This window comes from Variovorax sp. AC194, from assembly GCF_979257995.1.
The window spans coordinates 6,338,247-6,350,517 of sequence record NZ_OZ409823.1; the positions used below are offsets into that span (position 1 = coordinate 6,338,247).

The following is a 12,271-nucleotide window of genomic DNA, read 5'->3' on the forward strand; positions in this document are numbered from 1 at the left end:
CGCGCTGGCACATCGCCTGCAAAGGAAAAGGCACGCAAGACCTGCGTGTCCAACCACCCAACCGGAGTCCCCCATGCCCAAAGTCACCCGCCCCCGCAACGAGAAAGGCGAGTTCCTCGTCGACTACGAAGAGAAGGTGTTCGAAGACGTCAAGGCCGAGCCCGGCGAGAAGGCGCTGGTCACCTTCCACACCGTGGCCTTCGAAGGCTCCATCGGTTTCGTGAACCTGCTGCAGGCCACGCGCCTGAAGCGCAAGGGCTACGACACCTCGGTGCTGCTGTACGGCCCCGGCGTCACGCTGGGCGTGCAGCGCGGCTTTCCGACGCTGGGCGACGAGGCCTTTCCGGGCCACCAGAACTTCAACAAGCAGATCGTCAAGTTCATGGAAGAAGGCGGCAAGGTGTATGCCTGCCGCTTCGCGCTGCAGGCGCTGTACGGCCACGGCGAAGGCGCGCTGATCGAGGGCATCAAGCCGATCAACCCGCTGGACGTGCTGGACATCGTGCTGCTGCACAAGAAGGCCGGCGCAGTCATCCTCGACACCTGGACGCTGTAAGGCAGGACCCGAGCGATGGCTTCCCCACCCCGCATCGTGCGTGCCGCGGCGATCCAGATCGCGCCCGACTTCGAGCGCCCCGACGGCACGCTCGAGCGGGTGTGCAGCGCCATCGACGAGGCCGCGGCGAAGGGCGCGCAGCTGGCGGTCTTTCCCGAGACCTTCGTGCCCTACTACCCCTACTTCAGCTTCGTGCTGCCGCCGGTGCTGCAGGGCGCGCCGCACCTGCAACTGGTGGAGCGCGCAGTGGTCGTGCCCGGCCCGGTCACGCAGGCCGTGGCCGAACGGGCCCGCGCGCGCAACATGGTCGTGGTGCTCGGCGTGAACGAGCGCGACCACGGCAGCCTCTACAACACGCAGCTGGTGTTCGATGCCGACGGCACGCTCGCGCTCAAGCGCCGCAAGATCACGCCCACCTACCACGAGCGCATGGTCTGGGGCATGGGCGACGGCGCGGGCCTGAAGGTGGTGGACACCGCCATCGGCCGCCTCGGCGCGCTCGCCTGCTGGGAGCACTACAACCCGCTCGCGCGCTACGCGCTGATGGCGCAGCACGAGGAGATCCACTGCGCGCAGTTCCCCGGCTCGCTGGTCGGGCCGATCTTCGCGGAGCAGATGGAAGTGACCATCCGCCACCACGCGCTCGAATCGGGCTGCTTCGTGGTCAACGCGACCGGCTGGCTCACCGACGAGCAGATCCGCTCCGTCACGCCCGACGCAGGCCTGCAGAAGGCGCTGCGCGGCGGCTGCCACACGGCCATCGTCTCGCCCGAGGGCAAGCACCTCGCGCCGCCGCTCACCGAGGGCGAAGGCATGGTCGTCGCCGACATGGACATGGCGCTCATCGCCAAGCGCAAGCGAATGATGGATTCGGTCGGCCACTACGCGCGGCCCGAGCTGCTGTCGCTCGCCATCAACGACCGGCCGGCAGAGACCATGGTGCCGATGCATCTCACGCAACCCCAACACCTTCAACGGAGCCCGGAACATGACCACCACCACGACGACGCAGCAGCAAGACAGCCGGCAGCTGATGACCGAGCTCCAGTCCTTCGGGTTGCGGCTGGTTGATCCGTCGGCGGGCGTCGCGAGCCGCCGCGGCGGCGCGGGCCCCTCGGACCACAAGGCCGTGACGGTGGACGGCCACACGATCATGGTGCCGGTCCACACCTCCACCGCGTGGCACTCGCCCTTCACGGCGGAAGCGCCCGACGCGCAAGGCATGAGCCGCGTGATGCGCGGCGCGATTCCCATCGCCAGCATCAGCTTTCCGAAGCAGCCGCGTTTCTATGCGATGCAGACCTTCGACGGCGTGCCCTATTCGCACATCGCCACGCTGCACGGCAGCGACGTGCTCGCCACCACGGTGCTGCAGACCTGCATCCGCTACGAGAGCCGCAAGAAGAGCTGCAAGTTCTGCGCGATCGGCCAGTCGCTCGCAGCGGGCCGCACCATCGCGCGCAAGACGCCCGAGCAGCTGGCCGAAGTGGCCCGCGCCGCCGTGCTGCTCGATGGCGTCAAGCACATGGTGATGACCACCGGCACGCCCAACGCGACCGACCGCGGTGCGGCCGTCCTCTGCGAGAGCGCCTTCGCGATCAAGGCGGCGGTCGACATCCCGATCCAGGGCCAGTGCGAGCCGCCCGACGACGACCAGTGGTTCCACCGCATGAAGGCCGCGGGCATCGACACGCTGGGCATGCACCTGGAAGTGGTGACGCCCGAAGTGCGCGAGCGCCTCATGCCGGGCAAGGCGAGCGTGCCGGTCTCGCGCTACATGAGCGCGTTCGAGGCCGCCGTGAGCGTGTTCGGGCGCGGGCAGGTCAGCACCTACATCCTGGCGGGCCTGGGCGATACGCGCGAGGCGATCCTCGACACCTGCGACCAATTGCTCCAGCGCGGCGTGTACCCCTTCGTCGTGCCGTTCGTGCCGATCAGCGGCACGCCGCTCGAAGACCACCCCGCGCCCTCGCCCGAGTTCATGAAGTCGCTGCTCGCGCCGCTGGGCGAGCGCGTGGTGGCCGCGGGCCTGCGCTCGGCCGACATCAAGGCCGGCTGCGGCAAGTGCGGCGCGTGCTCGTCGCTTTCGATCTACGAAAAAGAAAGCGAAGGCTGACCATGCTGTGCATCGACGACCTGAGCGAACTCGACCTGCACTACGCGCCCGTCGAATACCTGGTGCGCGAGGCCGCGCAGCAGTGGGAGCGCGACGAGGCGATGGCGCTGCGCCGCGCGGTGTTCTGCATCGAGCAGGGCATCTTCGCGCGCGACGACCGCGATGCGACGGACGACCGCGCGCAGCTGCTGGTCGCGATGTCGTGCAACGGCGGCATGCCCGAGCAGGTGGTGGGCACGGTGCGCATCCATCGCGGCGAAGCCAGCGGGAAGGCCGGCGAATGGTGGGGCTCGCGCCTTGCGGTGCACCCGGCGTTCCGCAGCCAGGGCCACCTGGGCGTGACGCTGATCCGATTGGCCGTCTCGCGCGCCAATGCGCTGGGCTGCACCGCCTTCTTCGCGCAGGTGCAGATGCAGAACGTGCCGCTGTTCCGCAAGATCGGCTGGCAGCTGCTCGAAGAGATCACCGTGCACGGCCGCCCGCATGCGCGCATGCAGGCCGACCTCGACTGGTACCCGCCCTGCCACGACCCGGTGAGCGGTTTCGTCACGCGCGCCAAGGTGATGGCATGACCAGCAGCAACGTGCACGAGATCGCCGAAGCCCTGCGCGCCACGCGCGGCTTCGCCCACAAGCGCGACATCAGCGATGTGGTGTCGGCCCTCGGCCACTCGTTGCCCGGCGGCCATGCCGCGCTCGCGCAGGCCGTGCCCATCGGCGACGACTGCGCCGCCATTCCCGATGGCCATGGCGGCTACCTGCTGTTCGCCATCGAAGGGCTGGTCGAAGACTTCATCGTGCGCATGCCCTGGTTCGCGGGCTACTGCGGCGTGATGGTCAACGTGAGCGACATCTACGCCATGGGCGGGCGCCCGACGGCCGTGGTCGATGCGCTGTGGAGCACCGGCATGAACCCGGCCGACGACGTGCTGCGCGGGCTCGCGGAGGCGGCCGTGCGCTATGGCGTGCCCATCGTCGGCGGGCACAGCAACAACCGCAGCGAGCGTCCGCAACTCGCGGTCGCGATCCTCGGCCATGCGCGCAAGCTGCTCACGAGCTTCGATGCGAAGCCCGGCGACCTGCTGGTGATGGCGGCCGACCTGCGCGGTGCGTACGAGGAGCCCTTTCCGTACTGGAACGCATCGACCACCGCGCCGGCCGCGCGGCTGCGCGCCGACCTCGAAGTGCTGCCTTCGCTGGCCGAGGAGGGTCTCTGCCGCGCAGGGAAAGACATCAGCATGGCCGGCGCAGTCGGCACCGCGATGATGCTGCTGGAGTGCTCGGGCGTCGGCGCGCACATCGACCTGGACGCGCTGCCGCGGCCCGACGGCGTGCCGCTGCTGCGCTGGCTCACGTCGTTTCCGAGCTACGGCTTCGTGCTCAGCGTGCCGCCTTCGCAGGTCGCGCCGGTGCTCGGCCGCTTCGCCGCGCGCGACATCGCCTGCGCGGTGGTCGGCGAAGTCGACGCGACGCGGCAGGTGCGGCTGCAGGCCGGCGGCGAAGAAGCGCTGCTGTGGGACTTCGGCAGCGACGCCTTCATCCAGCCGCACACGTCCGCCGAGCGCGCGGAGGCGGTGTATGTCTGAGCGCGATCGCCCCTTGCGCATCGGCCTGCTCACGCATTCGGTCAACCCGCGCGGCGGCGTGGTGCACACGCTCGAACTGGCCACCGCGCTGCACGCCGCGGGCCACGCGGTGACGGTGATGGCGCCCGCCGCGCCAGGACAGGCGATGTTCCGCACGCCGCCTTGCAAGGTCGAACTGGCGCCGGTGAACGACAGGCCGCGCGACACCGTCGGCATGGTGCGTTCGCGCATCGACGCCTTCGTCGGTCATCTGCACGGCCTGCTGCAACGCGAGACCTTCGACGTGCTGCACACGCAGGATTCCATCGGCGGCAACGCGCTCGCACAGCTGCAGGACGAAGGCCGCATCGACGGCTTCGTGCGCACCGTGCACCACCTGGACACCTTCGACGATCCGCAACTCACGCACTGGCAACGCAACGCCTTCGAGCGCGCGAGCCTCGTGCTGAGCGGCAGCCGCCTGTGGTGCGATCACTTGCGCGACGCGTACGGCATCGAGGCCCACGAAATCAACAACGGTGTCGATACCCAACGCTTCTCTCCGGTCGCACAAGCGGGCGATGCGGCACTCGCACAGCGCCTGGGCATCGCCACCAGCGCACCCGTGGTACTGGCCATCGGCGGCATCGAAGAGCGCAAGAACACCACACGCCTCCTGGCCGGCTTCGCGCTGCTGCGCGCCGCGCATCCGCGCGCGCAACTCGTGATCGCGGGCGGCGCGAGCCTGCTCGACCATGCCGGCTACACCCAGGCCTTCCGCGCACAAATGCAGGCGTTCGGCTTCGATGAAGGCCCGTGGCAGCCGCTGCGCGTGACCGGTCCGCTGCCCGATGCCGACATCGCCGCGCTCTACCGCCTGGCCGACGTTGTCGCCATGCCCTCGCTGCGCGAAGGCTTCGGCCTCGTGGTGCTCGAAGGGCTTGCGAGCGGCGTGCCAGTGGTCGCTTCGCGCATCGCGCCGTTCACCGATTACCTGGCCGAGACGGATGTGAGCTGGGCCGATCCGGAAAGCGCGGCGTCGATTGCCCAAGCGCTGGCCCACGCACTCGCAACCCGCGATGCGCAGCGCATCGCCGCATCGTCCGCGCGCCTTTCGCAGCGCTTCAGCTGGACCGCCAGCGCCGAGCGCCACATCGCGCTCTACCGCGCACACCTGAAAGAAACCTGCCCATGCCCGTGATGCACTTCCACGTGCGCTGGCCCGACGCCAGCGAAACGCGCTGCTATTCGCCCTCGCTCGTGGTGCAGGACTTCCTCGCGCCCGGCGAACGCTACGCGCTCGAAGACTTCCTGCTGCGCACCCGCGAAGCCCTGGGCATCGCATCCGAACGCGTGCGCGCCAAGTACGGCTTCGCGTGCTCGCAAGCCATGGACCAGCTCGCCGAAATCGAACGCATCGCCACCCGATTCATCGGCACGGCAGATGCCCAAGTCACCGTCGTCGCCTTCGACTGACGCCCCTGCATCCAGAGAGAAAGAAAGAAGACCCCATGTCCTATCCCTACGGCGGACGCAGCCACTACAGCGTCGTCATCGTCGGCGGCGGCCAGGCCGGCCTGTCGCTGAGCCACTGCCTGCATCAGCGCGGCATCGACCACCTGGTGATCGAAAAGCGCAGCCTCGTGCACAGCTGGCGCACCCAGCGCTGGGATTCGTTCTGCCTGGTCACGCCCAACTGGCAATGCCAGTTGCCGGGCTGGGGGTACCTCGGCGACGATCCGCACGGCTTCATGATCAAGGACCAGATCAACGACTGGCTCGCCGGCTTCGTCGCGCAGGTGAAGGCGCCGGCCATCGAGGGCGTCACCGTCGAGCGCGTGTCCCGCGTGCCCGGCACCGGCGCCAGTGCAGGTGAACGCGACCGCTTCATCGTGCAGACCGACGCGGGCCTCTACACCGCCGACCAGGTGGTGGTCGCCTCGGGCGGCTACCACCGCCCGATCGTGCCGCGCCTGGCCGAGAAGCTGCCGGCCACCGTCGCGCAGTACCACTCGGCGCAATACCGCAACCCCGCGCAGCTGCCCGAGGGCGCGGTGCTGGTGGTGGGCTGCGGGCAGTCGGGCGCGCAGATCGCCGAAGACCTGCACCTGGCCGGCCGCAAGGTCCACCTGGCCACCGGCAACGCGCCGCGCTGCGCGCGCTTCTACCGCGGCCGCGAGGTGGTCGACTGGCTCGCCGACATGAAGTACTACGACATGCCCGTCACCGAGCACCCGCTGCGCGAAGGCGTGCGCGACAACACCAACCACTACGTGACCGGCCGCGACGGCGGGCGCGACATCGACCTGCGCCGCTTCGCGCGCGAAGGCATGGAGCTCTACGGCCTCCTGAGCGGCTTCGACGGCGGCAGCTTCGAGCTGCAACCCAACCTGCGCGAGAACCTGGACAGCGCCGACGACACCTACAACCGCATCAACGCATCGATCGACAGGTTCATCGCATCGCAAGGCCTCGAAGCGCCGCCGCCCTCGGTCTACACGCCCGTGTGGGAGCCGGCCGAAGAACGCACCCGGCTCGACCTCGCGGCGGCGGGCATCACGAGCGTGGTCTGGTGCATCGGCTTCTCGCCCGACTTCGCCTGGGTGGACGCGCCGGTCTTCAACGGCCGCGGCGCGCCGGTGCACCGGCGCGGCGTGACGAACGAGCCCGGCCTGTATTTCCTCGGCCTGCCGTGGCTGCACACCTGGGGCTCGGGCCGCTTCTCGGGCGTGGCACGCGACGCGGAGTTTCTCGCCGAAGCGATCGAAGAGAGAAAGGCAGGATTGCGTGGGAGCGAAATGGAGGCACCCTCGGCGCCCGCACTGCGAGCAGCCTAGGCGCCTCGCTCAGAGCAATCGTTGATCAGCGGTTCACCCAGAGCGTGCCCCAGTGCGCAGGGCATCGGGTGCTCCCCGCAGCGAAATCAAGGAGGAGGCCGAAGGCCGGGGGACATTCGCGGAGGGGAGCACCCGGTGGCCTGTGCACGCCGCCCCGAAAGGTCCGCGAATTCAGGCCTGCTGCGCCTCGGTCAACGCCTGCGCAGCCACCACCGCCTCGGTCCGGTTGCGCACATTCAGCGCCCGGAAGATCGCAGCCAGGTGGATCTTCACCGTCCCCTCGCTGATCCCCAGGCTGCGCCCGATCAGCTTGTTCGGCTTGCCCTGCGAGAGCAGTTGCAGCACCTCGACCTGCCGCTCCGTCAGCACGCTGCGCAGGTGCTCCAGCGTCTGGCCGGCGCCGCCGCCGCGCGTGAGCGCCTCGGTGCCGCGCGCCTCCGGTGCCACGCCCGCCACGATGCCGGGCGGCAGCGCCGTGAGCATCATCGGCGGCACGTACACGCCGCCCGCCAGCACCAGCCGCACGGCCGAAAGCATGACTTCTGGTGAGTAAGCTTTTGGAATGAATCCAAGAACGCCGCGTTCGAGCGCGCTGCGCATGATGGCCGGGTCTTCGTAGCCCGACAGCACGATCACCGGCACGGCCGGATGCCGGCGCCGGATTTCGTCGATGTGCGCCTGGCCGTCCGCGCCAGGCATGTTGAGATCGATCACGGCCAGGTCGAGGTCGTCGTTCGCGCCTGCGAGCAATTCGTCCACGCTCATCGCCAGGACGAATTCGATGCCAGGCTCGAGCTCCGACAACTTGGCTTTGACCGCCTCGATGACGAGCCGGTGGTCGTCGGCGATCAGGATTTTCATGGCTTGGTTTTCCGTAGTCCCAGCTGCGTTGAAGTCAGCGATTGCTGACGATAACGGCGATTGCCCCGCGCAGCAAGGCCGCCCGGCCCCACCAACGGCATAGACCCCAAGCGGTATGGCGCCCGCCGGGACCCCTTTGGAAGAATGAACTTCCACTCGAAGGAACCGGGGACATGGGCATGTGCCATCGACGCAGACGCCGGTGCAAGGCATCCTTCGCAATGCACGATTGAACGGGCACCTCCATGGCCCGGCTGCTCGACTGCTTTTCGTCCTTCCTCTCGTTCGGCCTCGCGCTGGACGCCTCCATCGCGACCGGCCGGCCTGCCCTCTCGCATGACGCGGCGCAGCAGCAGGCGCGCCGGCTGCTCGACGCGGCGCGCGCCCAGGCCGAGGCCTCGGGCGCCCCCGCGGCGCAGGTCGAATCGGCGGTGTTCGCGATGGTGGCCTGGATCGACGAGGTCCTCGCGCGCCACCCCGGCGCGGAGGCCGGCGCGGCGCCGCTGCAGGTGCAGCTCTTCAACTCCAACAACGCGCACAGCGAGTTCTTCCATCACCTCTCGGCGCTGGGCGCGCAGGACGACCATGACGACCAACTGCGCGAGGTCTACTGGCACGCGCTCGCGCACGGCTTCAAGGGCCAGTACTACTTCGAGGACGGCGACCAGGGCGAGCTGGGCAAGCTCAAGGACCTGCACGGCCGCCAGCTTCGGCTGCGGCCGCTCGCGCTCGGCAGCCTCGTGCAGGACCACATCACGCCCCAGCCCTACGGCGTGGCCGATCCGCGCGGCCCCAACGACACGCAGCGGCGCGACCGGGCGCTGCTGCGTGCGAGCGCGGCGCTGGCCCTGCTGCTGCCGCTCCTCTACCTGCTGTGGTTCATGACCTCCGGGCCCGCGACCACCCAGACCGCGCTCGCCCAGCGCATCGACCAGCACCTGCAGACCTATGCCTGCGCCGACCTCTCGGCCTCGGTCGGCAAGGACGGCCACACGCAGGTGAGCGGCTTCGTCTCGCTGCCCGAGGACCTGCCGCGCGTGGCGCGCGAGGTGAGCGCCATGCCGGGCGTGGCTGCGCCGCGCTTCGACGTGGGCCTTCGCGTGTGGCCGCACTGCGAGGTGTTCGCCATCCTCAAGCCCTACCAGGCGCGCAACCAGGAGAAGCACTACGGGCTGGACATCGACGCCCCCACGGCCCGCAACCGCCAGCTGCGCGAAGGCGACAACGTGCGCGTGCAGGTGGTGGCGCCGCGGCACGACAGCTACATCTGGGTCGACTACTACACCGCCGACGGCTCGGTCATGCACCTCAACGCCGGGCAGACGCCCACGCCGCTGCAGGCCGGCGCCACGCTGGAGCTGGGCCGCGACATTCCATCGAGCTGGCTCGTGAGCCCACCGTTCGGGAGCGTCCTGATCACCGTGCTCTCGGCGCCGATGCCGTTCACCGAGACCTCGGACCGCCCGCCGTTCGAGCTCGCCTCGGCCTACCTGCTGCGGCTGCGCGAGGCGCTCGCGGCCAGCAAGAACAGCGAGCGGCTGATCGCCGATTTCGTGTTCCTGGAGACGGTGTCGCGATGACCGCCCTGCTCTCGCCCACCCACTTCTTCTGGGCACTGCTCGCGCTGTGCCTGCTGGGCTTCGTGCTGCTGTACGCGATGGTGCACGACGCGGGCCGCGGCGCGCGGCGGCGTGCCTTGCTGCGGCGCATCGAGACGCTCGATGCGCCGGTGGACGACGCGGCCGTCGGTGCGCTGCGCGAATCGATGGCGCAGGCGCGCCAGGCGCTGCGGCCACCACGGATTTCACGCCGGCCGGCCGCGCCCGTGCCGTGGTTCCTGTTCCTCGGCGATGCGGCGGCCGACCTGCCCGGGCTCTTGGCCACCGCGCAAGGCGAGCGCCCGGCCCTGCCCCAAAGCGACGCCACCGGCGAGACCTGCTGGCGCTGGTGGCTGACCGGCGCGCTGGCGGCCATCCAGATCCACCCCGTCGCGATCGGTGACGCGGCCCACGCGCCGCGCACGCACGGGCTGTGGCTGCAGGCGCTGCTGGCGCTCGCCGAGCGGCGCGACCGGCTGCCGCTCAACGGCGTGGTGATGTGCTTTTCCGCGAGCGAATTGCTGCAGGCCGATGCCGAGGAGCTGCGGCCGCTCGCCGCGAAGATGCGCCGGCTGCTCGACGAGACGGGCGACACCTTGCGCCTGCAGTTGCCCGTGTACCTCGTCGTCACCGGCCTGGAGCACCTCACGGGCTACGCCACGCTGCGCGGCGCGCTGCCGCCGGAGGTGCTGGCGCAGGCGCTCGGCCATCGCCTGCCGGACCCGTTCGCCGCGCCCAACGCACCGGCCGGCGATCGGCTCGATGCCCAGTTCGACCCCATCGCCACGCAGTTGCAGGGCCTGCGCATGGCGTTGCTGCGCGAGCAGCAAGGGGCCGCGGCGCGGCTCGCGATCCATGGGTTCGTAGAGGCGCTGCAGGGGCTGCAGCCCGCGTTGCGCGAGGTGGCCGAGGTTTTGTTCGAGGGCCACGGCAAGGGCGCGCGCGCGCCGCGCTGGCGCGGCCTCTATTTCACGGCCGCCGCATCGGATGCGAGCGGCGGGGCGTTCGTGACGGATCTCTTCGAGCGCTTCCTGCCCGCCGATCAACCGCTGGTGCGGCCGGGGCGCCCGTCGCCCAACAACGCGGCGGGTGCGCCATGACGCACGGCGCGCCGACCTTACTTGGCGTCGATACGGATCTGGCGCGCGCCGAAGTTGACGGTCAACACTTGCGCCTGGCCTGGCGTGACCGGGCGCACTTCACGCCAGCGCGCGCGGTCGAGGTCGCGGAACGCCGCCATCACCGCGATGGCCTTCGCATCGGCCGGCAGCGTGAGGTCCAGTTTCTTGCTTTCGCCGGGGCGCAGCAGCATCTCTTCGCGCTGCACGAGCTCGGCGCCGAGCGTGGCCTGGTCCTTCTCGAACAGCGAGAAGAAGTCGGCGCCCTCGAAGGGTCCGGGCGACTTGAGCGCATACACGCGCACAGTGAGCGGCGATGCGCGGCCGCGCGCATCGGGGTTGGCATCGGCGCCGGCCACCAGCGTGATGCTCACCGGCGTGACCACCGGTTTGCTCGCGCAGCCAGCGAGGGTCAACCCTGCCAGAGCCGCAATGGCGAGCCCGAGACCCGCCACGCGGCGCCGCGATGCCGCAGCGAAGAAGCCTTCATAGGACGAATGGTGTGTACCCAGCGTGCGCATGCTATTCCCTTCGTTGCATTGACCGGTCCTGACGCATCTTTGATTATCACCAGCGAACTCGAACAGGCAACATGCTGACTCACGAACTTGTAGAAGCACTGCTCACGCCGATAGGCGAGGCATCGCCGTGCGGGGACGATCTGGAGTACGACGCGGACTTCACCGCGCTCACCACGTCCGCGCTGGGCAAGCCCGAGCAACAGTTCGGCGACACCGTCATCCCGGCGGTGGAGCCGGAGTGGCGCCAGGTGGCCGAGCAGTCCGATGCGCTCCTGCGCCGCAGCAAGGACGTGCGTCCCGCGGTGCTGCTGCTGCGCGCATCGACGCGCCTGCAGGGCATCACCGGCTTCGTCGCCGGGCTCGAGTTGCTCACCGGCCTGCTCGACCGGTTCTGGGAAGGCATACATCCAAAGCTCGATGCCGACGACGACAACGACCCGACCATGCGCCTGAACGCGCTGGCGCCGCTGGGTGACGAGGCGATGGTGCTGAAAGACCTCTACGACGCGCAGGTGGGCGTGGCGCCGGGCGTGGGCGCGATCCGCGTGCGCGACATCGCGGTGGCCAACAACGCATTGAACGCGGTGGGCGGCGACGCCACCTATTCGCCCGCGCAGATCCAGGGCGGCCTCGAAGCGCTGCATGCCGAGCGGCCCGAGCTGATCCAGGCCGCGATCGGCGTGCCCGGCCTCGTCGAAAAGCTGCAAGCCCTGCTGGTGGAGCGAACCGGCCGCGCCGACGTGATCGACCTGGCCCCGCTGCGCACCATCGGCCGCATGCTGCAGAAGGCCTGCAGCGCCGCCATCGGCGCGCCCGATGAAGCGCAAGTCGAAGGCGCGGAAGGCGACGGCGCACCGGCCGGCGGCGCACCGCGCACTGCTGCCGCGCGCGGCGAAATCCAGAGCCGCCAGGACGCACTGCAGACGCTGGACCGCGTGATCCGCTTTCTCGAACAGACCGAGCCCGGCAACCCCGCGCCGCTCCTGATCGACCGCGCCAAGAAGCTCATCGGCGTGAGCTTTCTCGAAATCATGGCCAACCTCGCGCCCGGCGCGCTGGACACGATCGAGACCGTGACCGGCAAGCGCTCGTCCGAATAG

The 12,271-nt window shown here is 69.7% G+C and carries 13 protein-coding genes; 11 read left to right on the plus strand and 2 right to left on the minus strand.

Features of this window, described 5'->3' with window-relative positions; genetic code table 11:
- Positions 1-73: 73 nt before the first annotated feature.
- Genes ACZYRS_RS29995 through ACZYRS_RS30030 form a run of 8 tightly spaced genes read left to right on the plus strand, consistent with a single transcriptional unit; the run spans position 74 to position 7,073 of the window.
- Entirely contained in the window at positions 74-556 is a 483-nt protein-coding gene (locus ACZYRS_RS29995; RefSeq protein ID WP_108142592.1) for an MSMEG_0572/Sll0783 family nitrogen starvation response protein, read from the plus strand.
- A gap of 15 nt (positions 557-571) precedes the next feature.
- Positions 572-1,627: a Nit6803 family nitrilase gene (locus ACZYRS_RS30000; protein WP_463422120.1), complete on the plus strand. Its 1,056-nt coding sequence runs from the start codon at positions 572-574 to the stop codon at positions 1,625-1,627.
- Positions 1,590-2,672 (plus strand): MSMEG_0568 family radical SAM protein, encoded by a 1,083-nt coding sequence (locus tag ACZYRS_RS30005; protein WP_463422560.1) that lies wholly within the window; start codon positions 1,590-1,592, stop codon positions 2,670-2,672. Before ACZYRS_RS30000 ends, ACZYRS_RS30005 begins: the two co-directional genes overlap by 38 nt.
- A 2-nt stretch (positions 2,673-2,674) precedes the next feature.
- Positions 2,675-3,244, plus strand: a complete 570-nt coding sequence (locus ACZYRS_RS30010; RefSeq protein ID WP_463422121.1) for an MSMEG_0567/Sll0786 family nitrogen starvation N-acetyltransferase — start codon at positions 2,675-2,677, stop codon at positions 3,242-3,244.
- On the plus strand, positions 3,241-4,257 hold the full coding sequence (locus ACZYRS_RS30015; protein WP_463422122.1) for a sll0787 family AIR synthase-like protein: 1,017 nt from the start codon (positions 3,241-3,243) through the stop codon (positions 4,255-4,257). Before ACZYRS_RS30010 ends, ACZYRS_RS30015 begins: the two co-directional genes overlap by 4 nt.
- Positions 4,250-5,437 carry an MSMEG_0565 family glycosyltransferase gene (locus ACZYRS_RS30020; protein ID WP_463422123.1) on the plus strand — a complete coding sequence of 396 codons (1,188 nt, stop codon included), beginning with the start codon at positions 4,250-4,252 and terminating at the stop codon, positions 5,435-5,437. The genes ACZYRS_RS30015 and ACZYRS_RS30020 overlap by 8 nt, the downstream gene beginning before the upstream one ends.
- Positions 5,428-5,712, plus strand: a complete 285-nt coding sequence (locus ACZYRS_RS30025) for an MSMEG_0570 family nitrogen starvation response protein (protein WP_463422124.1) — start codon at positions 5,428-5,430, stop codon at positions 5,710-5,712. The genes ACZYRS_RS30020 and ACZYRS_RS30025 overlap by 10 nt, the downstream gene beginning before the upstream one ends.
- A gap of 35 nt (positions 5,713-5,747) precedes the next feature.
- On the plus strand, positions 5,748-7,073 hold the full coding sequence (locus tag ACZYRS_RS30030) for an MSMEG_0569 family flavin-dependent oxidoreductase (RefSeq protein ID WP_463422125.1): 1,326 nt from the start codon (positions 5,748-5,750) through the stop codon (positions 7,071-7,073).
- Positions 7,074-7,244: 171 nt separating this feature from the next.
- On the opposite strand, the gene ACZYRS_RS30035 is transcribed toward ACZYRS_RS30030, so the two are convergent.
- Positions 7,245-7,934, minus strand: coding sequence for a response regulator (locus ACZYRS_RS30035; protein WP_198788242.1), 690 nt, complete (start codon positions 7,932-7,934; stop codon positions 7,245-7,247).
- A gap of 245 nt (positions 7,935-8,179) precedes the next feature.
- On the opposite strand from ACZYRS_RS30035, the gene ACZYRS_RS30040 reads away from it, so the two are divergent.
- Positions 8,180-9,514, plus strand: a complete 1,335-nt coding sequence (locus ACZYRS_RS30040; protein ID WP_463422126.1) for a DotU family type IV/VI secretion system protein — start codon at positions 8,180-8,182, stop codon at positions 9,512-9,514.
- Entirely contained in the window at positions 9,511-10,632 is a 1,122-nt protein-coding gene (locus ACZYRS_RS30045) for a type VI secretion system protein (RefSeq protein WP_463422127.1), read from the plus strand. The genes ACZYRS_RS30040 and ACZYRS_RS30045 overlap by 4 nt, the downstream gene beginning before the upstream one ends.
- Positions 10,633-10,649: 17 nt before the next feature.
- On the opposite strand, the gene tssJ is transcribed toward ACZYRS_RS30045, so the two are convergent.
- Positions 10,650-11,171: a type VI secretion system lipoprotein TssJ gene (gene tssJ / locus ACZYRS_RS30050; protein WP_463422128.1), complete on the minus strand. Its 522-nt coding sequence runs from the start codon at positions 11,169-11,171 to the stop codon at positions 10,650-10,652.
- A 71-nt stretch (positions 11,172-11,242) separates the two neighbouring features.
- Between tssJ and tssA the strand changes: the two genes are divergently transcribed.
- A complete protein-coding gene (tssA, locus tag ACZYRS_RS30055; RefSeq protein WP_463422129.1) occupies positions 11,243-12,271 on the plus strand; it encodes a type VI secretion system protein TssA in 1,029 nt (342 codons plus the stop codon).